We start from the raw sequence: 26694 nt of genomic DNA on the forward strand, positions 1-26694 counted from the left end.
CGCGCGGCCTCATCCGACGGAGCCGGAAGGGGACATCGCACCGAGCACTTGCTCGGGCGTGGCCGGCAGCGCATACAAGGACGTGCCGAAGCAGGAAAGGGCGTCGTTGACCGCGTTCAGAACGGCCGCCGGTGCGGCGATGAGGCCCGACTCGCCCATGCCCTTGATACCGGCGGGCGTGTGCGCGGACGGGGTTTCCAGGTGGTGGATCTCGAACGGCGGGGCCACGTCGAGGGTGGGCACGTGGTAGTCGAGCAGCGTGGTGGTGGTGAGCTGGCCGGCGCTGTCGTAGACCAGCCGTTCCAGCAGCGCCGCGCCGATCCCCTGGACCACGCCCCCGCGCAGCTGCCCCTCGACGATCTCGGGATTGATCATAGTTCCGCAGTCTTCGACAGAGAACACCTTCTCCACACGTGCGAAGCCGGTTTCCGGGTCGAGTTCGACGATCACGGCATGTCCACCGTTGGAGAAGACCGGCCGCGCCGGGTCGTAGGCGAGGGTCACCTCCAGCGTCGGATCGAACCCGTCTGGCCACACCGACTGATCGAAGTAGATGGACGCGGCCACATCCGCGATGTTCACCGCAGAGTCCGGCTCCCCCTTCACCGCGGCCTTGCCGTCGGCGAGCTCGATGTCCGCGGCGTCCGCCTTGAGCATCTCCGCCGCGACGCTGACGAGCTTGGAGCGGATCGCGTCGGCCGCGCGCAGTACGGCGCCGCCCGCGACGACCGCGCTGCGGCTGCCGACCGTGCCGCTGCCCCATGCGTACGAGGTCGAGTCCCCAGACCGTACGGTGATGTCCCGCACCGGAATGCCCAGGACGTCGGCCGCAACCTGCGCCATGGTCGTGCGGTGTCCCTGTCCCTGGGTGGTCAGGCCGGTGGAGACGGTGACCGTCCCGTTGGGCTCCATACGAACCGTCGCGGTGTCGTGATAGATGTCGCCCATGCCGTGGGCCAGGCTCATGGCCGTGCTCTCGCCGCTGCTCTCCACGAACACACTCAACCCGAGGCCGATGTAGCGGCCCTGCTCACGCAGGTCCGCCTGGCGCCGGCGGAACGCCTCGTAGTCGACCATTCGTTCCAGTTCGTCGATCGTGCGCAGCCAGCTGCCCTCGTCGTAGGTGATGCCCTGCGCGTTGACCCAGGGGAACTCCCGCACGACGTTGCGGCGGCGGATGTCGAACGGGGACAGCTCGTAGGCGCGGGCGGCCTCGTCCATCAGGCACTCGCGGGCGAGTGTGCCCGCCATGTAACCGACACCGCGGTAGGCCCCGATCGGGCACTTGTTGGTGGCCGCCGCCTCGTAGGTCAGGTCGGCGACGGGGATGTCGTAGGCGCCGGAGGGGGTGACCATGGCGGTGCACCAGGGTTCTACGGCCATGGACCAGGGCGGCTGGTGGTAGGCGCCTCCGTCGCCCGTAGCCCGGATGCGTACAGCGGTAAGGCGGCCGTTCTCGTCGCCGGCGTAGGCGATGTCGACGAACTGCTCGTGCGCGTGGGTGGCCGTCATCAGGTTCTCGCGACGGTCCTCGACCCACACTACCGGGCGGTCCACCTCGCGGGCCAGCAGCGGAATCAGCATCTCCTCGGAGAAAAGGTGCGCCTTCTGCCCGAATCCGCCTCCGGTGTCGGGGGTGATCACCTCGCAGTGGTTCTCGGGAAAACCCAGGTAGGCGGTCAGGCAGTACTTGACGTAGTGCGGCACCTGGGTGGAAGTCCACAGCCGCAGTTCCTGCGTCGTCCAGTCGTAGGTGGCGGCACAGCCCCGGGTTTCCATGGGCAGAGCAGCGAGCCGACCGGTGTGGTACGTGGCTGACACCACCTTGTGGGCGTTTTCGAACGCCTTGTCGGCGTCGCCGTACACCGCTCCGCCCTTCAGGGCCACGTTGTCGGGGAGGCCTTCGTTGGCGACCGGGCCGCCCTCCAGGGCGGGGCGGGGGTCGAGCACGGGAGGCAGTTCGTCGTAGTCCACCGCGATCAGGTCGCAGGCGTCCTCGGCGATGTAACGGTCCTCGGCGACGACCACCGCGATCGCCTCGCCCACGAACCGCACGTACTCCTGTGCCAGCAGGGGCATGGTCGTGGGCACGCAACCCGCGACGCTGAGTTCTCCGACGAGACCCTCACAGTGCGCAGCGGCGTCGGCGCCAGTCCACACGGCGAGGACTCCGGGCAGTGCGGTGGCCTCGGTGATGTCGATGCCGGTGATGCGGGCGTGCGCGAGGGAGCTGCGGACGAACGCGGCATGGACCTGCCCGGGCAGTCGTACGTCGGCCAGGTACTCTCCCCGACCGGTCAGCAGCTTGCGGTCCTCTTCCCGCGGGAGGCGTGCGCCGATGTTGCGCGCCGTGACCACGGGGGCCACGGTGTGCGCGAAGTTCTTGTCCGAGGTGGTCATGCCCGCCCCTTCCTCGCCGCTTCGTCCACGGCATCGACGATCGGCCCGTATCCCGTGCACCGACAGATGTGTCCCGACAGGGTTTCGGCGATGTCCGTGCGGTCGGCGTCGGGGCGCTGCTCGAGCAACCCGGTCGCCGACATGAGGAAGCCCGCCGTGCAGAAACCGCACTGCAGCCCGTGGTGCTTCTGGAAGCACGCCTGGAGTGGGTTGAGCTCCCTCCCCTGGGAGAGGCTCTCCACCGTGCGCACCTCGGTGCCCGTGGCCTGGGCCGCCAGCATCAGACAGGCCCGTACGGCCTCCCCGTCGACCAGCACGGTGCAGGCACCGCACACTCCCTGCTCACAACCCAGCTTGGTACCCGTGAGGGACAGGTCGTCGCGCAGGAAGTCGGCCAGTGTGCGGCGGGCCGGTACGGAGCGGAGATACCGGCTGCCGTTGACGGTCACCTCGACCGTGACCTGCTCTGTGGGTTGTGTCATCTCAGCCTGTCCTTTCGGCCAGTTCGCGCAGGCCCCGGCGCAACAGGTTCGTGGTGAGCGTTCTGCGGTATCCGGCGGAGCCGTGGATGTCCGCGCTGAAGGTGAGTTCCTGGGCCGCCGCCGCGACGGCCCGGTCCGTGGCGGCACCCGGCTCGGTGCCGTCCAGGAGCTCTTCAGCCGCGGTCGCCCGGGACACCGTGCCGGTCGCCCCGGCGACGACGATCCGGACGTCGCGCATGACTCCGGTGGACAGATCGCAGCTCAAGGCGGCGATCGAGAGTCCGTAGTCGCCGGCGCGGCGGGCGTGCTCGCCGAACCACCAGCCTCTCGGCGCCAGCGGTACGTGGATGGCGGTGATGATGTCGTCCGGTTCCAGCACGGTCATGAACGGGCCGACGAAGAAGCCGTCCGCCGGGACGACGCGGGTGCCGGCCGGGCCGGCCACCTCGACCGAGCCGCCCAGGGCGAGCAGCACGGCCGGCCACTCCGCCGCCGGATCCGCGTGGGCGACCGCGCCTGCCATCGTGCCGCGCGCCCTGATCTGGGGGTGGGCGATGAGACCGGCGGCCTGGGAGAGCATCGGAGCCTTGCTCGCGACCAGTGCCGACGTCTCGACGTCCGCGTGTGTGGTCAGGGCGCCGATACGCAGGCGGTCACCTTCCGCTTCGATGCCGCGCAGCCCGGGCACCCGCCCGATGTCCACCAGCGTGGTCGGGGCGGCGAGCCGCAAGGCAAGCAGAGGCAGCAAGCTCTGGCCGCCGGCCAGGACCTTCGCGTCTTCGTCTGCTGCCAACAGGACGCAGGCCTCCGCCACGCTGGTGGGCGCGGCATAGGCCAGCACAGGGGGTTTCATGGCTGGACCTCCGTGGCAAATGGTGACCGCGCCGTGCACCGACGCTCGTCCGAACTTGGGGAGAATGAAGACACGGTGGCCTTCCGGATCCGTCCATCGCCACGGACCAGGGTGCGATTCCGCAAGGCTTCGTGCCGTCCTGTGGAGCGGTGGCGGAAGACCGGCCGCGACCGACGTGCTGTCAGGCGCCGCCGCGTCCCAGCAGCCAGCCGATCAGCAGGCAGAGCAGGGCGAGACCGGCGTAGGTGACAGGTTTCGGCACCCGCAGAATTCCCGCGCCACGGGTGAGTGCGAGGACGTCCAGTACCTCGTCCTCGGCTGATGCGGCACTTGTCGGCGTTTGACGTTGGGCCGTGCTGTTCGCCACCGTGGCGGTTCCGGTCGCGCCCCGCTCGCTCACGGCTGTCACCCCCTCAACGGGAGGGGTCGCTGTTTCCTGCGCCGTCTTGTCGGCTTCGAGCATCGCGGCCAGGCGCTCCGTGAACGTCTTGAGCAGAGCCGCGCTGACGTCAGTGATCACACCGCGGCCGAACTGCGCGACCTTGCCGGACAGAGCCAGCTCCGTACTCACGTTGACCTGGGTCTCATCACCCTTGTCGACGAGCACCGCGACGACGGTGGCCGAGGCGTTACCGCCGCCGCGCGCCTCGCGGCCCGAGGCGGTCAGCACCGCCCGGTGGCCGACTTCGTCGAGCTCGGTGAAGCGGGCCGTGCCCTTGTAGTTGGTGGTGATGGGGCCCACCTTGATCTTCGCCTGGCCGAGGTAGTCGTCACCCTCCCGGCCGGTGATCGAGGCACCGGGCAGGCAGGGCCCCACACGTTCGAGATCAGTGAGAAGCTTCCAGGCATCCTCGATGGGCAGAGGCACTGTGAATTCGTTGTTCAACTGCACGGCTTGGTCCTTTCTTGTGACGCGGTTCGGTCAGGGGCGCCCGGTGTCGGCCAGTCCGAACCGGTTGGCCGGGTCACCCGGTGCGAACAGATCCCCGTTCTGCAGTACGCCGCCCATGCGGCGGACTTTCTCCAGGTAGGCCCGCCCGACGACAAGCCGTCGTTCCTCCCACTCGGACAGCCCGGCCCATGGGTCGGCCGCTGATCGGGTCAGCGCCGCCGCCAGGTCCCAGGCGTCCCCGGCCGCCTTGGCAGCTCCTGCCGCCGCATGCGGCCGGGGGGTGATCGCCGCGTCTCCGATCAGCACGAACCGTCCGACCCTCATGGTGGGCACGTCGCCGTCGGCGATCACGGTGACGAACGGTTCCGCCGCGGCATGCACCAGTTCCGCGAACGGGTCGATCAGCTCTTCTTTCGCGCGCTGGCGGAACTCGGCGAGGACCTCCGATCGCAGGCCCGCGTGGTGGACTGAGACTGGCCGGCGTATTCCATTGACGTCGGTCATCAGTTCGTCGAGCGCCGGGCCCTCGTCGACGTTCCAGTACCACTGGAAGTTGAGTCCGCGGGTCACGGAGCCGTCGGCACCCGTCACCGGGATGGGGTAGGCGATGAGATGCCCGTCGTCGAGCAGCCCGTAGGTGAACGCCTCGTCGAAGTAGGCCCACGTCTCGTCGGACACCTTGTCCCGGTCGGCCACTCCGCGCCATGTGACATAGCCGGCGTACTCGGGCTGCAGTCCCAGCAGTCGCTGCCGTGCCGTGGAAAAGCCCCCGTCGGCGCACACCACGAGGTCGGCTTCGACCCGTTCCCCGGACGCGAACCGCAGCTCGGCGCGGTCGGCGTTCTGGTCGAGGCCGATCAAGGTTCGGCCGCAGTGGTAGCGCTCCCGACCGAAGGACGACAGCAGCCCCTGGTACAGGGAGTTGTACGAGGTGAAGCGCCAGTCGGCCGGCACTTCCCCCTGGAGCACTCCACTGTCGGCCCGGCGGTATCGCATCACGTCCGACGACACGCTGATCTGCTCAAGGGTGGTGGGGGTCCGCTCCAGCAGATAGCGCACCAGTTCGGGCTGTACGACGATCCCGGTGCCCAGGCCCGACAAAGGGGCCGGTGACCGCTCGTACACGTCCACCTCGAAGTCGGCCTCGCGCAGCAGGGCCGCTGCGTGCAGCCCCGCCAGAGAGCCTCCGACGACTGCGATTCTCATGACGTGCCGCCGTCCGCTGTGGAGACGGGACGCAGCGGCAGCGCCAGCGGGCGCAGGGGAGCTCCGCTGGCGCCGCGGAGACGGATCGGCGCCGCGATCAGACAGAGCTCGGTGTGACCGTCACGCGAGAGCTCCTCAAGGTTCAGCAGCTCGATCATCGGCACACCAGCCTCGGCGAGGAAGTGGCAATGGCCGGGCAGCCAGTTGTCCTCGTGCTCCGAGGGACCGACCTCGATACACTCCTGGTCCGCGCCCACTGCGGCGATCCCCTGAGCGGTGAGCCAGCGTGCGGCCTCCAGACCGAGCCCGGGCGGGTTGCCGAGAACCTTGGTCTTGTCGGGCCAGTACGCCATCCGGCCTGTGCGGATCAAAGCCACCTCGCCCTGCTTGAGCTCGGTACCGGCCGAGTCCAGGCAGGCGCGCAGGTCATCCACGGTGATCGCATAGGACGGGGGCAGACACTCCACGCCCTTGAGCCCGGCCACGTCGAAGAGGACGGCACGTGTGATGATCGGCGGGATCTGCTCGGCGCCGCCCTTGGTCCAGTGCCGGCTCCCCAAATGCTCATCCGGGGTGAAGCCGTTGTAGATCTTGCCGTCCACACCAAAGTGGTTAAGCGCGTCGATGTGTGTTCCGGTGTGGGTGTACATGAACACCACGTCGCCGGAGTAGCAGACGTGGCGGTTGGTCTCCTCGCCGACGCCGTTGAGATTGTCGACCGCCGTACCGGCCGGCGTGTGACTCATGTAGATCTGGTAGGCGGGGTCGCCGGCGGCCTGGAAGCTCGGCATGCCCACGAAGTAGTCGACGCTGAGGTCGTACACGTGGCGGCCGTCCGCCCGGGCCAGTACCTCGGCCTGCGCCAAGGGCGACAGCAGGTTCAGTGCACCGAGCTGGTCGTCGGGGCCCCAGGGGCTTGAGGCGACCCGGATTCCGGCGCGGGACGGCGAAGGGGTGGTGGTCACGCGGCCGACTCCTTCTCGAAGTCGACGACGGCCCGTTCGGCAAGCTTGGGCAGCAGCTTGTCGACCACCTCGGCGTGCAGCGGGTCGACGGAGTAGTCCTCCAGGCCCTGCCAGTCGTCGAAGTCGTTGATGAGCACGCCGTCCCACGGGGTGCCGTTGTCGCCCGGGTCGCCGGTGTGCTTGCCCAGCTCCCAGCTCCGCAGGCTCGGCAGACCCTTGAGCGTGTTCAGCAGGGCGACGACCTCTTCCGGGTCGTTGCCGTCGGCTACCTGCCACATGAAAACGTGCCTGATCACGAGCGTTCCTCCTTGGGCGGGGTGTCCCATTCCTTGGGCGGGATGCGATCAGTTTTCGGTCTGCAGGGCCGGTGCCACAGTGCACCTCGGTACAAGAGGCGGCGCCGATTTGTCGGAGTGCGGAAAGGCGGATGCGTCACGTGCCTCAGCCCTTGCCGCCCGACGGATACGGACTGGGGTCCGCTTCGCCGTCAGCCCCGGCGGACTCGCCGGCCAGGGCGAGCTGTGCGGCCTCGACGATCTGCTGGTAACCCGTGCACCGGCAGAGGTTGCCGGAGATGACCTCGCGCACCTCGTCGTCCGTGAGCTTGACGCCTGCGTCCACCACCGGTTGGAGCGTCATGAGGAAGCCGGGTGTGCAGAAGCCGCACTGCAGGCCGTGACAGGCACGGAACGCCTCCTGGAGGGGGTTGAGCTCCCCGTCCTCAGCCAGGTCCTCCACCGTGCGGACGCTGTGCCCGTCGGCCTGGACGGCCAGCATCAGGCAGGCTCGGACCGGCTCACCGTCAAGGAGGACGGTACAAGCGCCGCACACGCCGTGCTCACAGCCGACGTGGGTCCCGGTCAGCCGCAGGTCGTGACGGATGAAGTCGGACAACAAGAGCCTGGGCTCGACGCTGCGCGCGTACCGCTGCCCGTTGACCTCGACCTCGATGTGCCTGCTCATGCCAGCGCCTCCTTCGCGGTGTTCGTCGCGCCCCTCAGGGCACGCATCGCCATCTCGGCGATCACGGTGGTGCGGTAACCGACGTCCCCGTGCAACGTGGGCGGGGGACTGATGTCCGCGGTCGCCTCATGTGCCGCAGCGCGGACCGACTCAGCGGTGACCGGTGATCCGACCAGGGCGGCACGCGCCCCGGCGCCCGCCTCGACAGGAGTCCCCCCGGCACCGAGCAGACCGATCCGGACGTCGGTGCAGACACCGTCCGCGTCCAGTTCGACGATGGCCGCCGCACCCCCGATGGCGTAGTCGCCATGCCGCCGTGCGAACTCCCGGAAAGAGCTCGCCCGGGCCCGATCGTGGCGCCGCGGAGTGATCGGTAGGGATACCTCAGTGATGATCTCGTCCGGCTCCAGGGTCGTCGTGTAGATGGACAGGAAGAAGTCTCTGGCGGCGATCTCGCGCTCGCCACGGATCGAGCACGCCGTGAAGCGCGCGTCGGAGAGCAGCATGACGAGGGGTACCTCGGCGGCGGGGTCCGCGTGCGCGACGGTGCCGCCGATGGTTCCGCGATTGCGCACCTGCGGGTGCGCGACGAAGCGCATGGCCTGGGCAAGGAGGGGGTGGTGCTCCGCGACGTCAGGGCTGTGCTCCACCGTGCTGTGGCGGGTCAGTGCCCCGATGCGCAACGTGTCGCCGTCGACGCGTACGTATTCCAGATCGACCAGGCGATTCAGATCGACGAGCATCGCAGGAGAAGCGAAGCGCAGGTTCAACAGCGGTATGAGGCTCTGGCCTCCGGCCAGTGGCTTGGCGTCGTCGCCCGCATCGGCGAGCACGGCGAGGGCGGAGTCGAGCGACTCCGGTGACTCGTATGCGAACGGTGGTGGCTTCACGGTTGCCTCTCCAATGGGGCTGAGTACGAGGCGTGTGGGCGGCGCGCACCCCACGCGTGTAGGTAGGTGCCCCGGCTTTCAGCGGGGCGTGGATTCGCCCACGGTGCGGCATGTCGCGGGGCGGGGGAACTTCGCTTTCCGTCAACAGCGGCATGCGGTTGTGCCGATTCCTGAGGGCTGTTACAGGAGAGGCCCGAGGAGGGGCGCTTCGGCGGGCGCTTCCGGGTCTGTGTCGCTCTGGGACTCCAGGAGTTCGAAGAGCCGCAGCGCCACGGAGAGCTCGTCCCGACGCGCGGAGACCGACACGCCGAGCCATTTCTCGATGGAACGCAGTCGGTAGGCAACCGTGCGCTCGTGCACGCCGATGACCGTGGCGGTGGATGCCGCGTTCTGACCGCTGGCGAAATAGGCGCGCAGAGTGGTACGCAGCACCCGGGCCCGCTCACCGGTCGCGTGCAACGGGCCCAGTTCCTGGAAGACGAAGTCGCGCGCTGCCGTGAGATCACGCAGCACGAGGGCTTCCAGGGCGACATCGTGGTACCAGGTCACCTGCCGGGAGCGCACCCGGGCGACCCGGTGCGCCTGCCGAGCCTGCCGATGACTGAGCCGGAAACCCTCGACGTCATTGGCGTACTGGCCGCAGGCCACGTACGTGTCGGGACCCAGGTCCACGCTGGACAAGTCCTCGTCACCAGTGGGCTTGGTGCCGGGGCGACCGATCCAGCCCAGGACCGTGTCGTCGGAGCCCACGACAGTGAGCACCTGCCAGCCGAACACCGTCGCGATCCGCTTCACCGCGGCTTCCGGCGAACTGCCCCAGGCGATGAGGGCGAGGTGCCGTCCCCGCAGCTGGTAGCCGAGCGACGCCGTCTCGACCGGAAGCCCGGCCAGGATGTCGCGGACCATGGCACGGCGCTTACGGTCGCGCCCCTGAAGGTAGAAGGCGCTGTATTCCTTCTGATAAGCGTCGATGACCGAGGCGGCGACCCGGTCGTTCCAGTCGAAGTGGAACTTGCTGACCCTCCGGAGCACGGCGAGCCGCTCCTCGTCGTCCGGAATCTGCACATTGGCGACCTCCAGGAACACGTCCCAGAGGTACGCCTGAGCCACTCGGGAGGTGTGCAGCAGCGCGTGGAGATCCAGGTTGGCCTGCGCCGCAAGCCGTGCCTCGCGCAGCGTGACATCGGAGGCCTGGAGGGGAGGCTCCCGGTTCTCCGTGAGCCCGTCGAGAATGCTTCGAAGGGACGAAACGATCGTCTCGGCCTCAGAAGCCGCAATGCGCGGGTCGTCGTGTGCGTAGTACTCCGGCACCTCTTCCCTCAGACGGTGCTGGATCGCGTCAGCCACGGCAGGAAGACGCTCCCTTATGGCATCAGCCAGGTTACGCAGGTTGTCTTCCAGGGCCACTCCCGAAGCGTAGGCTCGTCGTCCTCATGCCGTCCACCGGTGCATTCGGCGAATCGTGCGCTCGGCGCAGTCAGTCGCAGAGCACCCAGAATTCCTTGAACTTGGTCTTGAAGGTCCAGGTGGAGAGATGCCCCTTGGGCAGAAAGGCGCAGTCCCCCGGCCCCACTTCGACGGCACTCCCGTCGTCCAGGACAATGCGCGCTTCTCCCTCAATGACATAGATGAACTCGTTGTATTCGAGCGTGTACTCCGTGACAGCCGGGTCACACTCGAAGAATCCGGTGCCTCGGGCGCCGTCGCTGTAGTCCTCGAACAAAGTGAATCCACGGCCGGCGGGATCTCCGGACCGGATCGTCACGCCCTCCGGTTGCCAGGTCTCCAAGGGTGTGGTCGCCTGCGCCGACATCGCACTGGGCTTCGACATGAACGGCTGCTCCATTCGCCGGACGGAAGATGCCGCCCGGCGAAGGAATCCGGGCGTCATTCGTCAGCATCGCTCATGACCGTTGGGGCCCGGATCTGCGGATTCCCCCAAAGTTCAAGATGCGATTTATGAGGTTCAGTAAAGATGCCGCATCGACGGTACGTCAGGGTGCGGTCGCGGACCACGGGAGCGTCGTTCAGGGCATCTCGCCGAACACCTCCCCGGAGCTGCCTGGCACCGGCAGGCTGAAGGGACCTACGCGCCCTGCTCCCAAACACCGGGGGTCACCCTGACCGACGAGGACGGCCGGCTGATGCGGACACTGATCGGCGGGGCCGCACCTCCCGCGCCACACCGTCCTGGCCGGGTCCCTGGCGACGGCGTTTATGACGCCCGTACGCCGCGCATCGGCGAACCTGTTGGGAACCACGGCGACTGCAGAGGACCCTTCCGGGGCCCTGCTGCGACGGCAACCATGACACGCGGAATGCGGGTGCTCGCTGGCTGCCAGGGCAGCCGTATCCGCTTGCTCGCGGGGGTGTTGTCCCACGCCGGGGTGCTCGCAGGGGCGTAGACCTCAGACCGCCGCCCGCTCCTGACCTCCCTGCGATACCGGATCCGGCGCCGTCTCCCGGGAGAACTCCAGCTCACGGCGCAGCATCCGGAACCACATGAAGACCACGAAGCCCGCGAAGACGAACCACTCACCGGTGTAGCCGAGATTCTGGAACGCCTTCAGGTCCAGGCCTGTGTTGGCCGGGGCGGTCGCGGGCACTGCTTTCATCCCCGAGTCGGCCTTGTCGAGGGTGATCCAGGCGTCGTACAGCTTGTACGGCACGAGGTTCACCAGCGAGGCGGAGCTGATCGCCGGCGTCTGCCCGGCAGGCAGCCCGCTCTGGGCGCTGACCCCGTTGTCCCCCGGGGTCTCGGGTGCCTCCAGCACGCCAGTGACGGTGACCTCACCAGCGGGCGGGACGGGTGCCTTCGCCGCATCAGCCTTCCCTGGCAGCCAGCCCCGGACCACGGGAAGAGCCTTGCCGGAGCCGGTGCGCAGCAGGGAGAGCACGTAAAAGCCGTGCTTGCCGTCCAGTTCCCGGCCCGGCACGAGAAACTGCTTGCCGTACGTGCCGCTCGCGGTGACCCGGCGGCGTCCCGCTGTACTCCTGTCGACGGGCAGCATGCCGTCCAGCGGGCGTGCCGTCTCGTGCCTGTCGGAGGCGGCTTGTTCGGCCGCGACGCGACTGTCGTGCACCCGCCCCTCGAAGCGGCTCAACTGCCACGACCCCATGAAGACGCAGAACGGGACGGCGAGCAGCACGAAGACGTTGATACCCCACCAGCGGGGTGTCAGCAGAAACCGGTACACGCCTTGACAGTACGGCGTCCGGTGCCGGGGCATGTCCGCGGGGTACGTCCGTCGTCTGGCTTCCGGGCCCTTGGTGGCCTCGGTGAGTACATGAGCGGGATGCGCGGCTGGTCCGCGGGAAGCGATGGGGTTCGTCACGCGCTCGAAGTTCCCGAGCCGGGCGATGACGGACGCGGCGCGCCCGAACGGCAAGAACGAGCGCCCATCAGGAAGCCGGCCTGGCCCTCGCCGACCTCTACCGTCAGCGTGGTGAGGAACGCGCGTGCCTGACCGCAGGAGCAGCGGGCGGACTGGCCGCCACTCCCGTGTTCCCTTACAGGTAAACGGCGTGATCCGCGTCAGTTCCTCCAGTGCACCGCCGCCGGAAGGCCCAGGACTCTGGTGCGCGGCGTCGGGGATCAGAGCGCGGGCACTCCGCCAGGTGCGTCCACGGCCGGCCAGCGACGATCCCGTAGAACCGGGAACTGCGAACGGACCGTGTCGACCACATCGGCGTCGACTTCGCAGAACGTGAGCCCCTCCTCGGTTCCCGCCTCGGCGAGGACCCTACCCCAGGGATCGACGACGCGGCTGTGACCGCCCAGCACGACCCCTCCTTCCTGAATTCCCACCGCATTGCAGGCGATCACCAGGACCTGCTCCTCCACCGCCCGGCAGGTCGTGAACAGCTGCCAGTGTTCGCGGCGGGCCGCAGGCCAGGCAGCGGGCACCACGACCGTCTTCGCCCCTAGATCGACGAGCCCTCGCCACAGTTCCGGGAAGCGCAGGTCGTAGCACGTCGTGGCGCCCAGCGGGCCGAACGGCGTGGGGGCCACCTCGAGCGCATCGCCCGGGGTGAGCAGCTCGGCCTCGCGAGAGGCGTAGCCGAAGACGTGCACCTTGCGGTAGGTGTGGGTGATCGTCCCGTCCGGGGCGACGAGCACAGCCGTGTTGTACAGGCTTCCGTCAGGGCCGCGCTCCACGATGCTGCCCACATGCACGTGGGCGCCCAGGTCCCGAGCCCATCTGCGACCGGCAGCGACGGTTGGACCTTCCAGGGACTCGGCGCGTTCCTCGTAGGACTCGAAGGCGAAGTAGCCGGCGGCCCACAGTTCCGGGAGGACGACCAGGTCCGCGCCGCGGGCCTCGGCGACCATCCGGCCGACCCGTGTGCGCCGGTCATCCGGCGACTCCTCCGCGGGGCTGGCTACTTGCAGCAGAGCGATTCTCATACGGGTCCTTCCGACTCGTCTCAGACAACCCGACCCGACGGGTCGGACAGGTGAAGGGCAGCCGGCGTGCTCGAAGGATGCGCAGCAGCTGCACGGGCCGCCCGCTCGACATCGCCACAGCGTCTAGCGATCCCTGGCTTCTTGCTCAGGCTGCTTGCGCGACTGCCTTGTCGAACGCGGTGGGATCGAAGTAGACGTGCTCGGAGACGACCCTGCCGTCCATGACCGTGTCCACGAGCGTGGCGTACCACCTGACTGGGACGCCGCCCTCCGGCGCGCCGGGTCCGACGTACCGGGCCCTGCACAACAGCTCCCCGACGACGTTGGTGCTGGTCGCGACCAGTGTCACGAACTCCACCTCGACCTGACCATCGGCGAACAGGGCGTTGTAACGCTTCACGTGCTCTCGGAAGGCCGCCTTGCCTCGCACCGGCTCGTCCGGGAACGGCATGTCCGTATAGACCATGTCATCCGCGAAGCAGTCGATCAGGTCGTCGAGGTCGGTGCGCGCCCATGCGGAGATCAGGCGCCGGAAGAGGGCCTCGTTGTCGCGCGCACGCTGCAGTGTCTGCTCGGCGTCCATCTCGGCCCGCGCTTTCCCGGACGGTCGTAGCTGCCCTGCTTGCTCCGCCAGAAACGCGTCGATATCGCGTGGCGGACGACCGGTCACCCGCTCGACCTCACCCGTGACGGTGGCCGTCTCCCCTGCGATGATGCTCTCGGCGATTCGGGTCATGTAGGCGACGAAACCTTCGTCGAGCCCGTCGGCGCGCATGCGCGTCTCGGCCTCACGGAGGCTCTCCTCGACACCCGTGACGGGGCTGTCGGCGACCGCGGTGATGCGCTCGGCGAGCTGGTCCAGGGTCAGTGCGTCCGGACCGGTGAGGTCGAGCGCCTGACCAGCCGCCCCGCCGTTGACGAGCACCTCCGCCGCGACCTCCGCGATGTCGCGGGCGTCGATCCACGCGGTGGCAGAGCCACCGGTGGTCATGACGATGATCCGGTCGTCGCGGACCATGGGGCCGAAGAAGTACTCATCGACGATGTCCTGCATGAACCAGCTCGGGCGCAGGATCGTCCACTCCAAGTCGCTGGACTCCACCGCCAGCTCCATCTGCCGCTCGGTGACGTCGCCGGGCCGGGTCTGGGCCGCGCACTCGGAGAGGAACACGAGGCGGGTGGCGCGGACGGCCTTCACGGCGTCCAGGAACCTGCCCACCACCTTGACGACATCCGCGGACTCGGGCTTCACGAGGTACACACCGTCGACGCCGTCGAGCGCGGGGCCCCACGTCGACTCGTCATGCCAGTCGAACCGCTCGGTATCGGCCCCCGTCACGTCGAGTTGCTCAGGGTTGCGCGAGGCGGCCCGTACCGTGGCGCCTCGGGACACCAGGCCTGCTACGACGTGTCGCCCAGTCTTGCCACTGGCGCCGATGACCAGGATTCGGCTCACGGTAAGTCCTTAGGTCTAATGCACATGACCACACGTCTTGGTGGCGAGTGCCCTGAGTCTGCTTGGCAGTCCGGCCGCCCGGCGGCCGGACTGCCCCCGCTGAACGATGCCGTATCTCAAGGCCGGGTGGGTTGTGCGATACCGCAGAGGGATCAGCCGACTTTACGCATCCGCACAAATCGGGTCCCGAGCCGGTCGCTACCGGTCTGCTGTGGAGAAGGCTCATCTAGCCGAGCACCGGGGCTGTTGGTATCGAAAAGCCCACCGGCGCTTGACTCGACGGTGCGGTGATCTGCGGCATCACAGCGATCGTGAACCTCTGCCCGCCTCGCGCGCCAAGGCCTTGTGTCCCCGCACGAAGAACGCCGGACCGTTTGGCTCCTCGGCGCATTGAGCTGACTGGAGGCTGCGGCGATTCTGTGACCACCGTCAACCGACCCTGCGGAGCGACGATCACAAGTGCAGCACAGAGCTTCGGTTGGCTGAGCCCCGCCTCCGCTGAGCAGGACTCCTGGTCGTCCCCCGACGGCCTTGCCTGGAGGCGGCCCGGCGGCGTCGGACAGCCGTGGCCCGACGAGCGAGAGAGAAGACTTCTTATGCACGACTACAGCCCTTCCCTCACAGATCTGACCCTCTGGCACGATGAGGCGGGAGGTGACTGGGGCCCCAAGGAGGTCCTGGACCGTGACCACCACGTCGATGTGGCGATCGTCGGCGGCGGATACACCGGGCTGTGGACGGCCTACTACCTCGCCAAGACCGACCCCTCGCTCCGTATCGCGGTGCTGGAAAGCCACTTCGTCGGTTTCGGAGCCTCGGGCCGCAACGGCGGATGGTGCTCCGCCATTTTCCCCGCCAGCCTGCGGAAGGTCGCGGGCGTCAGTTCCCGTGACGCGGCCGTCCGTATGCAGCGGACCATGAACGACACTGTGCGAGAGATCCAGGACGTCGTCGTCGCGGAAGGCATCGACTGCGACTTCCAGTCCGGCGGCTATCTGGGCGTGGCGAGGAACCCGGCCCAGTGGGTGCGGGCGCAACGGGAGGTGGCCGGCTGGCGGGACTGGGGCTTCGGAAGCGATCACATGCGGCTCCTGGAGACCGAGGAGTTGGTGGACCGGGTGCGCATGTCCGATGCCCTCGGTGCAACCTTCACACCACACTGTGCGGCGTTGCAGCCGGCCAAGCTGGCCCGCGGGCTGGCCGACACCGTCCGAGCAGCCGGGGTGCGAATCTACGAAGACACCCACGTGCGCAGAATCGCCCCCCGCACGCTCGACACCAACCGTGGCCGGATCACGGCCGATGTCGTCGTCCGTGCCACGGAGGGGTACACCGCCCAACTCCCGGGCGCGCGGCGCGACGTGGTGCCGATGTATTCCTTGATGGTGGCGACAGAGCCCCTGCCGGACGCTGTCTGGGAGGAGATCGGATTGCATGATCGCGCCACCTTCAGCGACAAGCGCCACCTGCGCATCTACGGGCAGCGCACGGCGGACGGTCGTCTCGCCTTCGGTGGGCGCGGCGCTCCCTACCACTTCGCCTCACGGGTGGAAAGCACTTTCGACAATGATCCCGCCGTCCACGCCATGCTCCGTCACATTCTGGTGGAGCTGTTCCCAGCAGTCCGTGGGGTGCGGTTCACCCATGCCTGGGGCGGCAACCTCGGAATCCCCCGGGACTGGGTCCCCTCTGTGACGTACGACCGCCGCACAGGGCTCGCTCAGGCGAGCGGATACGTCGGGGACGGAGTCGCCACCGCGAATCTCGCCGGCCGTACGCTGGCCGCCGAGATCCTCGACCTGGACAGTGACATCCGGTCACTTCCCTGGGTCGGCCATCGCTCACCGAAGTGGGAACCGGAACCCCTGCGCTGGCTGGGAGTGAACGCCGGTACACTGGCCTTCACCGTGGCCGACCGCACGGAACAGCGTTCGGGCCGCCCCTCCCGCCTCGCCACAAACTTCTGGCGAGTGCTGGGCCACTGAGTTCAGCGTGCGCGGACACGGTCACGGACCTGCCCGACCAGCTGGCCTCAGGCCGCTCACGCCGACGGCGCGGATGGCCCGGCCTCCAGCCTGAACACCCACAGGGATACGTCGGCAGCGGTCCCCTCCTCCGCATGAGAATCCAGGTGCCTGATGAGCATCACGATCAAGGAGCTGGTTGCACTTCCCTCTCTCCGGACCCGTTTCCTGGCCGGGCGCTCCGGAGAGGACCGGGCGGTGCAGTGGGCGCACACGTGCGAGCTACCCGATCCGTGGAACTGGCTGGGAACCGGGGACCTGCTGCTGTGCGACGGGTACAGCTTTCCTGCTGAGGCCAAGCAGCAGGTGCGATTCCTGGAGAACTTGGCGCAGGCAGCCCTTTCCGGCATTGCGTTCGCGGAGGGCCTGCACGCGCCCGCTCTCGCGCCCGAAGCAGCGGCCGCGGCGGACGCCCTGGAGTTCCCCGTGCTGGAGACGGCGTACGCGGTCCCGTTCGTCACTGTCGCCCGAACAGTGGCCGACAGCAACAGCCAGGAAGCCAGCACACGGCTCACCAAGATCATTCGCCTCTACGACGTCCTGCGCCGGGCGCACCAGTCCAATTTCCGCGGCGACACTCTGCTCGACCAACTCGGCGACGAAGCCGGCGCCCGACTGTACGTCGTCGGCGTCAGCACCGGGGAACCCCTTCTGCCGACCAGGCACCCGTTCCCCGCACCATTTCGCCAGGCACTGATCGAAACGGTCAAGGCGCGGGGCGGGCCATTGCCGACCTTCCTGCGCCTGGCCATCGCCGACGAGTCCCTCCTGACGCTTCCCCTGGCAGCAGGCCATCGCGCCGTGCTCGTCGTCCAGCCACTGGCACCCGGTGCTGCGCCTGACCTGGTGGTACTGCAGCACGTCGCCACCATCGCCGACATGGAGGTGGAGCGTCGAGCGGCGTCCGCGCTCCGGCGCAGGGAGAGCGGCGCACGCCTGCTGGGACAGTTGGTGGACGGCGCCATCGATCTGGAGGCTGCCGAGACCCGCCTGTCCGCGATGGGTCTGGAAAACCGGCCCTGGCGGTTGGTTTGCATCGGCGGTGACACCTCAGTCACCGTGGAAGACGTCCAGGCTTGGCTCAGTGCCAAGAGAATCCGTCATCTCGTGGCGGAGCGCCGCGATGAACTGCTGATTCTGCTGCCGGACGCACAGCCTGCCGAGGAACTCTTCAGCAGTGAACGCGAGCCAGAGGTCCGGGTCGGCATCAGCCACCCCGTGCACAGCCTCAAGGGTATGGGAGACGCCGCCCGCCAGGCCCGGTGGGCTATGGAGGCGGCACGCAGCGAGGGACGCCGCGTCGTGATGTACGGAGACCAGTCAGCCGCGTTCCTGCCGAGGACCGTGGCGGAAGGAGAGGCGGTCGTCGCCCGGATACTCGGCCCGGTCATCGCCTACGACGCCGACAACGACTCCCAGCTCATGCACTCGCTCGAGGTGTTCATGGACAGCAACCGCTCCTGGAAGGAGGGTGCCGACCGGCTGGGCATCCACCGCCAGACGCTGGCCTATCGGATGCACCGGGTCGAGGAGCTCACCGGTCGGAAGTTGCATAGTCTGCAAGGGCAGACCGAGCTCTACCTGGCCCTGCAGACCATGCGGATGCTCAACGGCGGGTAGACCCGCTCATGGAGGCCGGCGCGATCGTTCGTCGGCATGATCAGGCTGGTCATGGGCGACTGTCCGCGGTGAAGATCGTCGGGTGACCTCTCCGAGTGTCCTCGGCTCACGGGTGGGCGGGGACGTCGCGCCGTTTCAAGTGACCGTCGGAGCAGGGCTTGCAGCACGGTGAAGGCGGTTGCCAGGTCGTTGCGCAAAGCCCCGGTGGCAGCGATCCGTAACGCCGGCCTCCGCGCGTCATGCGAGCGGCGGGCGGGAGGCGGTGGCGGAGCCGCTTCGGTCCATGGCCAACTCACCGTCCATCAGGAGGTTCAGCTCAGCAACGCCCGGAGAAGGCACGGTTCCCGGGCTCCCCCTTCGTGTCGACTTGCATCAAGGCTCATGGCCCCATGCCAATCCACTCGGCTCCGTCAAGGGAGACCTCCTTCTTCCAGATCGGCACTTCCTCCTTGAGTAGCTCTATACACGCACGAGCGGCCTCGAACGCCTCAGCACGATGCGGAGCCGCTGCTGCGAGAATCACGGCGGTCTCACCGACTTCCAACCGCCCCGTGCGGTGGGCGATCCCGACACGAACACCAGGAGCAATCGCCTCACACCGTCGAATGATGTCGGCCAGGACCTTCAGGGCCATGCTCCGGTACGCCTCGTACTCCAAGCGCGTCACCGAACGCCCCTGGTTGTGATCGCGCACGGTGCCGATGAACACCACCGTGCCACCGTGTCCCGGCCCTCGGACGGCGTTCAGTACCTCATCCACGCTCAACGGTTCACCGCTCAAGCGGCAATACGTCTGCGAACCGCCCGCCACCGGCGGAATCAAGGCCACCACATCACCATCGGACAGGACACGGCTGGCCGCGGCGAAATCCTCGTTCACCGCCACCCGTGCATGACCACGATGCTGCGCCAAACCGGGGTACGACTCACACAGGCGATCGACAAGGCCCTCGGCCGTAGTGCCCTCGTCCACGGTCACCTTCTCCTCGCGGACGCCGGCGAGCCGTTCCCGAAGCGCCCCGAAGTACATCACCACGATCCGCATGTCACCCTCCGATCGCCGACATCGGCCTGGCCGGCTGGAGAAAGTCAGGGGCGTCGATGCCCGCGCCGGCCTTCTTCGCCCACATCGCGGCCTTCCATCGTGCTGCGATTTCGGCATCGTTGGCCCCGGCACGCAGGAGTCCCCGGAGGTCGGATTCTTCACGCGCGAACAAGCAGTTGCGGACCTGGCCGTCCGCGGTCAGCCGGGTCCGGTCACAGGAACCGCAGAAGGGCAGCGTCACCGCGGCGATGATGCCCACCCGGCCCGGGCCTCCGTCCACCACCCAGGTCTCCGCTGGATCGCTCCCGCGCTGCCGCTCGTCCTGGCTCAGGTCGAACACCGGTACCAGCAGGTTGAAGATCTCCGTCGCGGTGACCATGCGCTCCCGCGTCCAGCCGTGCTGGGCGTCCAATGGCATCTGCTCGATGAACCGAAGCTCGTACTCTCGGTCGAGGCACCAGCGCAGCAGGTCCGGCGCCTCGTCGTCATTGACGCCTCGCATGAGAACCGCGTTCACCTTGACCGGCCGCATGCCTGCTTCGTGGGCTGCGGCGAGCCCGGCGACCACATCCGCGAGCCGATCTCGTCGTGCGAGTGCGCGAAACGTCTCGGATCTCAACGTGTCCAGGGAAACGTTGACCCGGTCGAGGCCGGCTTCACGCAGTGGTCCGGCAAGCCGCGCGAGCCCGATGCCATTGGTGGTCAACGACATCTGCGGCCGCGGTTCCAACGCCGCGACGCGTCCCACCACCTCCAGCAGGTCGCGTCGCAGCAGTGGTTCGCCACCGGTGAAGCGAACCTCCCGGATTCCCAGCTGCGTCACCGCGATGTGGATCAGCCGGACGATCTCGTCTGCCGTGAGCAACTCCGGCTTGGCGAGCCAGTCCAGGCCTTCTTCCGGCATGCAATATGTGCACCGCAGGTTGCAACGGTCTGTAAGCGACACCCGAAGGTCTCTCGCTATCCGGTCAAATGTGTCGATGAGCACGGGCTCTCCCTCGTGGTCACGCGACATGACATCCGGCCGAATGCCTTGCACAGCCAACGGAATTGCCGTGGAGCTGGTAGTCGGTCACCGCGCGCACCATCAGCTCGACCACGACCGAACATCCGATACTGCGAGACTCCGTTGCTGCAATGACTGACATGTGTATCTCCTCGTTCAGTGATTCCTTGACCAACCCCGTGCATCGGTCAACCTGGGACCAGGCTCGCCACTTCGATCCCTCAGGACGTCGGCGCAGCAGCGGTCAGGCTGAGCGATGCGTGAGATACGCGGCAACTCCGTCGGCGACGAGATGGCCGCTGTCGACCGCGCCCTCCATCCAACCGTTCAACATGGCGAAGGAGACGTCGCTACCGGCGAAGAAGACGCGCCCCTCAGGTTCGTTCATCGTCTTCGCGAACCGCCGCGCCCAACCAGGCGGATTGATGCGCCAGGTCCCGTCGCTGAATGGATCGGCGTTGAAGTCGTGCGCATCTACCTCCAGCACACGGGCACCGTCCAGGACAGGATCCAACGCCTTCTGCACCTGCTCGCGGTCGGTCGGGTCGAGCGGATACAGCCCTTCCGCGCCGAACGCCGACATCAGGGCCAGGTTGCGGTCGACCTGGTACTCAGTGACCACCATCTGCAGTCCGGCACGCCAACCCAGAGCGAAGAACCCCGCGGGTGCCCCCTCCACCAGGAAATTGACGCGATAACCGCGACCCGGGTGGTTGGCCGCGAGGGCAGCGGCCTTTGCGTCGCTCAGGACCGGTGACAGATCGATCTGTCGGATCGTGTTCGTAGGAACCGCCACCACACAAACTCGAGCCGAGAAGGTGTCACCCTCGACGGAGGTGACCAGGACCCCATTGTCGTCCTGCCGCACGGAATGGACGGGCGTGGAGAGAAGCAGGTCGATCCCCGCCTCGTCCACCATCCGGTGCAGCAGATCCTCCGTCCCGTTCGCGAACTTGTCCACCAGCACGCCGTGAAAGGCGTTGTAGGGGCTCTTTCCGAGGGTGGCGATGCAGCCGAGGGTGTGCAGGGCCGAGAAGTCGTGGGGGTGCCCACCGACGTAGGTCGACAGTGCCGCAGTGTAGAAATCGTAGGTCGCCGGCGGCAGTTCCAGCGGACCGAGGAACTCGGCCCACGACACGTCGAGGTCTGCCAATGGCTGCATGTGCAGCGGCAGATGAGCGGAGATCCGTTCAGCAGCGCCGGCGATCGCCAGCCACGCTCGTTCGAGCGCGGTGATCTCGTCCGGTGGGACAGGGAACATGCTGAGCCGGTCCTCGATGAGGAAGCGGTAGTGGGTCAGGTCCGGGCTCTGCATGAGCGGTACGTCGTACCGCCGCACCTCGCGGGCGATGTTCGGCATGTAGTCGGTGGCGATCCAAGCGCCACCGAACTCCATGAGCTCCTCACGGTTCTTGAACTTGCGCGAGTAGGTCCGGCCGCCCACGCGGTCGCGCGCCTCGAGAAGGGTTACCGAGAAGCCTCGATCCCTCAAGTCGCGCGCTGCGGTCACTCCCGCGTACCCCGCACCGACGACGACAACATCCTTCTCATTCGTCATGTTGCTGTGTTTCCTCTCGACATGTGCTCGAGGCCGCCGACCAGCACCAGCACACGACCAGCGACTCACAGCAGCCCGAGACCAGTCACCTCAAGCCAGCGGGGATGCCCACTTCGTCGGCACTGCGGCCCACCGGCATCACGGCTCTTCAGCGGCGGAAGACCACTGTCTTGCCGCCGTTGATCACGACACGGTGCTCCGCGTGCGCGGTCACCGCACGCGCAAGTGCCATCGCCTCCAGGTCGCGGCCTATCTCGGTCAGGTCCGTCGCGGAGTGACTGTGATCGACACGGGCGAAGTCCTGTTCGATGATCGGCCCCTCGTCGAGGTCCCCGGTCACATAGTGCGCGGTGGCGCCCACGACCTTGACGCCCCGGGCGTGGGCCTGGAAGTAGGGGCGGGCTCCCTTGAAGCTGGGGAGCAGACTGTGGTGGATGTTGATCGCTCGCCCGTGCAGTTCCCGGCACAGAGGGTCGGACAGGATCTGCATGTAGCGGGCCAGGACGACCGTCTCCGCGGAGTAGGCGGTGACGAGTTTGCGCAGCTCGTCCTCAGCCCACGGCTTTGTGTCCGGGGTGACGGGCACGTGGTGGAAAGGGATCCTGTGCCACTCGACGAGCTCCCGTAGATCGTCGTGGTTGGAAACGATCGCGACGATCTCCGCACGGAGCGAGCCGGTGCGGACTCTGTGCAACAGGTCGTTGAGGCAGTGCCCTTGCTTCGACACCATGACGAGCAGGCGGTGCCGATGGCCCGGGTCGTGAAGCGCTGCGTTCATGCCCAGCGGCTCCGCAACGCGCTGGAACTGTGAGCGGAGTTCTGAAAGGTCCGCTGAGCGGTCGGCGACGGCGTGGACCCTCATGAAGAACAGACCGGTCTCCTCGTCACCGAACTGCTGGCTTTCGCGAATGCTGAAACCGCGCTCGGCGAGGAAGCCGGCAACCGCCGCGACAATGCCCGGTCGGTCCGCACAGGACAGCGTCAAGACAATTTCGTTCATCAGGACTTCGGCCTTTCGGACTTCGGGTCGTACAGGGGGCGCAGGGAGGCGTGTGCCGACACCCGCCGGCCCGCGACCTCGATCTCGTAGGAACCCTCTTGGAACCAGTGCCTGTCGACGGCCTCGGGAGCGCTGACCCAGCCAAGTGCAACCGCTGCGCCGAGCGTGTGGCCGTACTGAGCGGAGGCGACCCGCCCCACCAGCTCTCCGTCCCGGAAGATCGGCTCGTCGTGGAAGAGGAGGGGGCCGGGATCGTTCAGCAGGAACTGGACGAGCCTGCGCGATATACCGGCGTCCTTTGCCTTGAGCAGTGCATCCCTGCCGATGAATCCGCCCGGCTTGTCCCACTTGACGGTGAATCCCAGGCCGGCCTCCAGTGGGTTGTCCCCGGCGGAGATGTCGTGTCCCCAGCTTCGGTAGGCCTTCTCCGTGCGCAGTGAGTTCATCGCGTGGTAGCCGACCGGCTTGATGCCGAGGTCCTGTCCGGCGTCGAAGAGGACGTCCCACACGTGCTGGGCGATGTCGGCCGGGATCAGCAGTTCCCAGCCGAGCTCGCCCACATAGGTCACGCGGGTGGCGCGTACGAAGCCGAGGCCGAGGTCGATCTCGGCCGAGGTACCGAAGGGGAACCCGTCGGCGGACAGGTCCATGTCCGTGAGCGGCTGCAGGAGCCGACGGGCGTGAGGGCCCATGACCGCGAGCATCGCCATGGTGCCACTCACGTCGGCGACGGTGCAGAAGTCGTCGTCACCGATCGCGCGCTCCAGGTGCGCCAGATCGCGGTTGACCGTCGCCGGGCCGGACAGGACGAGGAACCGGTCCTCGGCGAGCCGCGTGATCGTCACGTCCGACTCGATCCCGCCGTGCTCGTTGAGCCACTGGGTGTATGTGATGCGGCCGGGTTCGGTGTACAGGTCGTTGACCGACACCCGCTGAAGCACCCGCACCGCGTCGCGGCCTTGGACCAGGAGCTTGCCGAACGATGAGGTGTCGATGACCCCGACGCCCTCCCGGACGGCACGATGCTCCGCTGCCGACTGCTCGAACCAGTTCGGCCGGTCGAAGGAGTACTCGTAGCGGCGCTCCACACCGGAAGGGGCATACCAGTTCGCCCGCTCCCAGCCGGCCAGTTCACCGAAGACCGCACCCGCTTCCTCGGTCCGGCGGTGCAGTGGGCTGATCCTGAAGGGCCGAGCGCTGGTGCGCTGCTGGAACGGCCAGTGGACCTCGTACGACTCGTCCAACGTCTCCAGCACCCGCTGCTCGAGGAACCTGCGGTTCGTCTCGTGCCGCTGCACCCGGCCAAGGTCGGTCTCGGGCATGTCCAGGGGACTGCGTCCGTCGACGATCCAGTCGGCCAGCACCGACCCCGCACCCGGCCCCGACAGGAAGCCCACCGAGTTGAACCCCGCCGCGACGAAGTAGTTGCGCAGGCGCGGGGCCTCCCCGAGGTGGTACTGACCATCGGGGGTGAAGCTCTCGGGGCCACAGAAGTGCAGGCGGATGCGGGCATCCTCCAGCACGGGCATCCGGTGCATGATCTTCTCGTAGAAGGGACCGAGATGGTCCCAGTCCTCCGGGAGCTGCACGAAACCCTTGTTCTCCGGGATCCCGCGCGAGCCCCAGACATAACTGCCGGGCTCGAAGAAGCCGACCATCAAGGCTCCGGCTTCGTCCTTGATGTAGGCGTACTCGTCGCCACTCTTGACCGTGGGCAGGTTACGCGGGAGGCCCGCGATCGCCTCGGTGACGACGTAATAGTGGGCCAGGGCCTGCAGGGGCACGTCGACACCCGCCTTCGCACCGAATTCCCGGCCCCACATTCCCGTCGCGTTGACCACATACTCCGCCTCGATGTCGCCCTGGGCGGTACGCACGCCCGTGACCCGACCTTGCGCAGTGGTCACATCGAGAACCTCGACGCCCTCGAGCACCTGCACGCGGCGCTGCCGCGCGCCCCGGATCAACGAGATGGTCGTGTCGGTCGCGCTTCCCCTGCCGTCTCCGGGGAAGAGCAGGCTTCCGTGCAGTCCGTCCGGGTTCAGCAACGGATGGAGCTCCAGCGTCTGCTCGACATCAAGGAGTCGAGCCTCGATCCCGTTTCCGCGAACGACACTGGCCTGATGCCGCAGTTCCTGCAGCCTTTCAGGCGACGTGGCCAGGTTCATGGTGCCGGTCTGCACGAAACCGGTGGAAAAGCCGGTGTCCCGCTCGAGAGACTTGAAGATCGCAAGGCTGCGCTGCACCACCTCGCGGGTTGCGTGGGTGCCTCGCGCCTGCGTCACCAGGCCTGCGGCGTGCCAGGTCGTGCCCGATGTCAGCTGGTTCTTCTCCAGCAGGACCACATCGGTCCAACCACGGCACGCGAGGTGGTAGGCGGTACTCGCGCCAATGATTCCACCGCCGACGATGACGACCTGCGCCCGTTTCGGCAACTTCACGTCCATGACCACCCTCCATTCGAAGATCCCAATGTGAATGTCTCCGCTCCCGGCCGCCATGTGTCGGTTGGCCAAACACACCGCCTTCGGTTGTTCGATTGCGTAGTACCGCCACCCACCCACCTTGGGCACAGTCGAGCCCGCAGGTTGGTGCGCAGTCGACGAGTGACGGGAAGCGGAAGAGCCGGTGAACAGCACAGAAGGCGTCATCGACGGCAACCTCGCCGCAAAAGAGATCAAGGAGGAGCTGAGGAGCCGCGTCGAACGCCTGGCAACAGCAGGTGAGCCGCCCGGTCTCGGCACCATCCTGGTCGGTGACGATCCGGCCTCCCGCTCCTACGTCGCCGGAAAGCATCGGGACTGCGCGGACGTGGGGATCAGGTCCCTGCGCGTGGAGCTGCCGGCGAGCGCGTCTCAGCGAGAGGTGCTCACCGAGGTGGAACGCCTCAACGAAGACCCGCAGTGCTCCGGCTTCATCGTGCAGCTGCCACTTCCCGCCCAGATCGACATGCACGCGGTGCTGCAGGCCATCGATCCCGACAAGGACGCCGACGGCCTCCACCCCGCGAATCTCGGCCGTCTGATCCTCGGCCGCCCCGGCACGCTGCCCTGCACACCCCGGGGAATCCTGGAACTGCTCCGGCGTGAAAACGTCCCCATCACTGGAGCGCAGTTCTGTGTGATCGGTTGTGGAACGACGGTGGGGCGCCCACTCGCGCTCATGTTGACCCGGCCCACCGAACACGCGACGGTCACTCTGTGCCACGAAGCCACCATCGACGTGGCTGCGCACACCAGGGTCGCCGACGTGGTGATCGCCGCCGCCGGCGCCGCCCACCTGGTCAAGCCGTCCTGGATCAGGCCGGGGGCGACCGTGCTGTCGGTCGGCATCACCCGCACCATCGAGGGCATCCTCGGGGATGTCCATCCTGACGTCGAACAAGTGGCCGGCAAGTGGACACGGGCGACGGGCGGGGTGGGCCCTATGACGCGGGCCATGCTGCTGAAGAACGTCGTGGAGTTGGCCGAGCGGCGCGCAGACTGACCGCAGCCAAAGGCGAGGACAAGCACCGGCCTCTGGCAGCGGCAGGTGGTTCGCCACCATCGAACACAGATACGCGGTACCGCCGACGCGGACTGCCAGAAACGCACGCTCGACGGGGCGCGGCCGCCGCACATGGCGGGGACTTCGTCGGGCCCTCGCGCACACTCCCGTGCTCGGTGACGACCCCATCATCACCACCCGCGCACTTCGGCCAGGCCCTTGCGGTCCCGCTGCCTCTCCTCCTGCCCTCGCTGGCCCTGACTTTCCTGATTCTCCCGCTCGTCGCGCTGCTGATCCGGGGCCGGCACCGCCGTCATCCTCGACGCCGTCAAGGACCTCGGCCTCCCCGAAGGCTCCATGGTGTGCACCCTGACCAAGGCGACGGAGGTCGCGCCGGCCACCGGCCCGGTACTGCGGGACGACCCACGACTGGGAAACGA

At 67.6% G+C, this 26694-nt stretch carries 22 protein-coding genes; 3 read left to right on the forward strand and 19 right to left on the reverse strand.

The genetic code is table 11. The features are described from left to right. Nucleotides 1-9: 9 nt before the first annotated feature. The 14 genes from SGFS_RS08640 to SGFS_RS08705 form a co-directional block, all read right to left on the reverse strand. Nucleotides 10-2400, reverse strand: coding sequence for a xanthine dehydrogenase family protein molybdopterin-binding subunit (locus SGFS_RS08640; RefSeq protein WP_286249127.1), 2391 nt, complete (start codon nucleotides 2398-2400; stop codon nucleotides 10-12). After that, complete coding sequence (locus SGFS_RS08645) at nucleotides 2397-2882, reverse strand: (2Fe-2S)-binding protein (protein ID WP_286249129.1); 486 nt, start codon at nucleotides 2880-2882, stop codon at nucleotides 2397-2399. Before SGFS_RS08645 ends, SGFS_RS08640 begins: the two co-directional genes overlap by 4 nt. A gap of 1 nt (nucleotide 2883) precedes the next feature. After that, nucleotides 2884-3735, reverse strand: coding sequence for an FAD binding domain-containing protein (locus SGFS_RS08650; RefSeq protein WP_286249130.1), 852 nt, complete (start codon nucleotides 3733-3735; stop codon nucleotides 2884-2886). Between the two features lie 181 nt (nucleotides 3736-3916). After that, the gene (locus SGFS_RS08655; protein WP_286249131.1) at nucleotides 3917-4627 is read right to left on the reverse strand and encodes an SRPBCC family protein; all 711 of its coding nucleotides are present in this window, start codon (nucleotides 4625-4627) and stop codon (nucleotides 3917-3919) included. Between the two features lie 30 nt (nucleotides 4628-4657). Next, nucleotides 4658-5833 carry an FAD binding domain-containing protein gene (locus SGFS_RS08660; RefSeq protein ID WP_286249132.1) on the reverse strand — a complete coding sequence of 392 codons (1176 nt, stop codon included), beginning with the start codon at nucleotides 5831-5833 and terminating at the stop codon, nucleotides 4658-4660. Further along, nucleotides 5830-6798 carry a cyclase family protein gene (locus SGFS_RS08665; RefSeq protein WP_286249133.1) on the reverse strand — a complete coding sequence of 323 codons (969 nt, stop codon included), beginning with the start codon at nucleotides 6796-6798 and terminating at the stop codon, nucleotides 5830-5832. The genes SGFS_RS08660 and SGFS_RS08665 overlap by 4 nt, the downstream gene beginning before the upstream one ends. Further along, nucleotides 6795-7094 (reverse strand): Dabb family protein, encoded by a 300-nt coding sequence (locus SGFS_RS08670; protein ID WP_286249134.1) that lies wholly within the window; start codon nucleotides 7092-7094, stop codon nucleotides 6795-6797. Before SGFS_RS08670 ends, SGFS_RS08665 begins: the two co-directional genes overlap by 4 nt. 145 nt (nucleotides 7095-7239) lie before the next feature. Continuing rightward, nucleotides 7240-7761, reverse strand: a complete 522-nt coding sequence (locus SGFS_RS08675) for a (2Fe-2S)-binding protein (protein WP_286249135.1) — start codon at nucleotides 7759-7761, stop codon at nucleotides 7240-7242. Continuing rightward, a complete protein-coding gene (locus SGFS_RS08680) occupies nucleotides 7758-8651 on the reverse strand; it encodes an FAD binding domain-containing protein (protein WP_286249136.1) in 894 nt (297 codons plus the stop codon). The genes SGFS_RS08675 and SGFS_RS08680 overlap by 4 nt, the downstream gene beginning before the upstream one ends. A 180-nt stretch (nucleotides 8652-8831) precedes the next feature. After that, on the reverse strand, nucleotides 8832-9998 hold the full coding sequence (locus SGFS_RS08685; protein ID WP_286249137.1) for a PucR family transcriptional regulator: 1167 nt from the start codon (nucleotides 9996-9998) through the stop codon (nucleotides 8832-8834). A gap of 130 nt (nucleotides 9999-10128) precedes the next feature. Then, the gene (locus SGFS_RS08690) at nucleotides 10129-10497 is read right to left on the reverse strand and encodes a cupin domain-containing protein (protein WP_286249139.1); all 369 of its coding nucleotides are present in this window, start codon (nucleotides 10495-10497) and stop codon (nucleotides 10129-10131) included. 562 nt (nucleotides 10498-11059) lie between these two features. Then, the gene (locus SGFS_RS08695) at nucleotides 11060-11848 is read right to left on the reverse strand and encodes an SURF1 family protein (RefSeq protein WP_286249142.1); all 789 of its coding nucleotides are present in this window, start codon (nucleotides 11846-11848) and stop codon (nucleotides 11060-11062) included. 398 nt (nucleotides 11849-12246) lie between these two features. Then, the gene (locus tag SGFS_RS08700) at nucleotides 12247-13059 is read right to left on the reverse strand and encodes a carbon-nitrogen family hydrolase (RefSeq protein ID WP_286249144.1); all 813 of its coding nucleotides are present in this window, start codon (nucleotides 13057-13059) and stop codon (nucleotides 12247-12249) included. A 145-nt stretch (nucleotides 13060-13204) separates the two neighbouring features. Beyond that, nucleotides 13205-14515 (reverse strand): NAD(P)H-binding protein, encoded by a 1311-nt coding sequence (locus SGFS_RS08705; protein WP_286249146.1) that lies wholly within the window; start codon nucleotides 14513-14515, stop codon nucleotides 13205-13207. A 596-nt stretch (nucleotides 14516-15111) separates the two neighbouring features. Here SGFS_RS08705 and SGFS_RS08710 point away from each other — a divergent pair. Further along, nucleotides 15112-16500, forward strand: coding sequence for an NAD(P)/FAD-dependent oxidoreductase (locus SGFS_RS08710; RefSeq protein WP_286249148.1), 1389 nt, complete (start codon nucleotides 15112-15114; stop codon nucleotides 16498-16500). Nucleotides 16501-16653: 153 nt separating this feature from the next. Further along, nucleotides 16654-18159 carry a PucR family transcriptional regulator gene (locus tag SGFS_RS08715; protein WP_286249150.1) on the forward strand — a complete coding sequence of 502 codons (1506 nt, stop codon included), beginning with the start codon at nucleotides 16654-16656 and terminating at the stop codon, nucleotides 18157-18159. Between the two features lie 379 nt (nucleotides 18160-18538). Here the strand turns inward: SGFS_RS08715 and moaD are convergent, their stop codons facing one another. The 5 genes from moaD to SGFS_RS08740 all read right to left on the reverse strand — a co-directional run bounded on the left by moaD (nucleotide 18539) and on the right by SGFS_RS08740 (nucleotide 25215). Then, nucleotides 18539-19204 carry a molybdopterin converting factor subunit 1 gene (gene moaD, locus SGFS_RS08720; RefSeq protein ID WP_286249152.1) on the reverse strand — a complete coding sequence of 222 codons (666 nt, stop codon included), beginning with the start codon at nucleotides 19202-19204 and terminating at the stop codon, nucleotides 18539-18541. 1 nt (nucleotide 19205) lies between these two features. Further along, nucleotides 19206-20219: a GTP 3',8-cyclase MoaA gene (gene moaA / locus SGFS_RS08725; protein WP_286259858.1), complete on the reverse strand. Its 1014-nt coding sequence runs from the start codon at nucleotides 20217-20219 to the stop codon at nucleotides 19206-19208. Nucleotides 20220-20454: 235 nt separating this feature from the next. Continuing rightward, nucleotides 20455-21768 (reverse strand): flavin monoamine oxidase family protein, encoded by a 1314-nt coding sequence (locus SGFS_RS08730; protein WP_350283988.1) that lies wholly within the window; start codon nucleotides 21766-21768, stop codon nucleotides 20455-20457. 148 nt (nucleotides 21769-21916) lie between these two features. Continuing rightward, a complete protein-coding gene (purU, locus tag SGFS_RS08735; protein ID WP_286249156.1) occupies nucleotides 21917-22768 on the reverse strand; it encodes a formyltetrahydrofolate deformylase in 852 nt (283 codons plus the stop codon). Then, a complete protein-coding gene (locus SGFS_RS08740) occupies nucleotides 22768-25215 on the reverse strand; it encodes a GcvT family protein (RefSeq protein ID WP_286249158.1) in 2448 nt (815 codons plus the stop codon). Before SGFS_RS08740 ends, purU begins: the two co-directional genes overlap by 1 nt. A gap of 181 nt (nucleotides 25216-25396) precedes the next feature. Between SGFS_RS08740 and SGFS_RS08745 the strand changes: the two genes are divergently transcribed. Then, a complete protein-coding gene (locus tag SGFS_RS08745) occupies nucleotides 25397-26254 on the forward strand; it encodes a bifunctional methylenetetrahydrofolate dehydrogenase/methenyltetrahydrofolate cyclohydrolase (RefSeq protein ID WP_286249161.1) in 858 nt (285 codons plus the stop codon). Nucleotides 26255-26694: the final 440 nt, after the last annotated feature.

The sequence above is a fragment of the Streptomyces graminofaciens genome, from assembly GCF_030294945.1.
GTDB classification, from domain to species: Bacteria; Actinomycetota; Actinomycetes; order Streptomycetales; family Streptomycetaceae; genus Streptomyces; species Streptomyces graminofaciens.

Coding starts and splice junctions, on each gene's coding strand:
- SGFS_RS08640 (WP_286249127.1), bottom strand. CDS start 2,400: ATGACCACCTCGGACAAGAACTTCGCGCACACCGTGGCCCCCGTGGTC.
- SGFS_RS08645 (WP_286249129.1), bottom strand. CDS start 2,882: ATGACACAACCCACAGAGCAGGTCACGGTCGAGGTGACCGTCAACGGC.
- SGFS_RS08650 (WP_286249130.1), bottom strand. CDS start 3,735: ATGAAACCCCCTGTGCTGGCCTATGCCGCGCCCACCAGCGTGGCGGAG.
- SGFS_RS08660 (WP_286249132.1), bottom strand. CDS start 5,833: ATGAGAATCGCAGTCGTCGGAGGCTCTCTGGCGGGGCTGCACGCAGCG.
- SGFS_RS08675 (WP_286249135.1), bottom strand. CDS start 7,761: ATGAGCAGGCACATCGAGGTCGAGGTCAACGGGCAGCGGTACGCGCGC.
- SGFS_RS08690 (WP_286249139.1), bottom strand. CDS start 10,497: ATGGAGCAGCCGTTCATGTCGAAGCCCAGTGCGATGTCGGCGCAGGCG.
- SGFS_RS08700 (WP_286249144.1), bottom strand. CDS start 13,059: ATGAGAATCGCTCTGCTGCAAGTAGCCAGCCCCGCGGAGGAGTCGCCG.
- SGFS_RS08710 (WP_286249148.1), top strand. CDS start 15,112: ATGCACGACTACAGCCCTTCCCTCACAGATCTGACCCTCTGGCACGAT.
- SGFS_RS08715 (WP_286249150.1), top strand. CDS start 16,654: ATGAGCATCACGATCAAGGAGCTGGTTGCACTTCCCTCTCTCCGGACC.
- moaD (WP_286249152.1), bottom strand. CDS start 19,204: ATGCGGATCGTGGTGATGTACTTCGGGGCGCTTCGGGAACGGCTCGCC.
- moaA (WP_286259858.1), bottom strand. CDS start 20,219: ATGTCGCGTGACCACGAGGGAGAGCCCGTGCTCATCGACACATTTGAC.
- SGFS_RS08730 (WP_350283988.1), bottom strand. CDS start 21,768: ATGACGAATGAGAAGGATGTTGTCGTCGTCGGTGCGGGGTACGCGGGA.
- purU (WP_286249156.1), bottom strand. CDS start 22,768: ATGAACGAAATTGTCTTGACGCTGTCCTGTGCGGACCGACCGGGCATT.
- SGFS_RS08740 (WP_286249158.1), bottom strand. CDS start 25,215: ATGGACGTGAAGTTGCCGAAACGGGCGCAGGTCGTCATCGTCGGCGGT.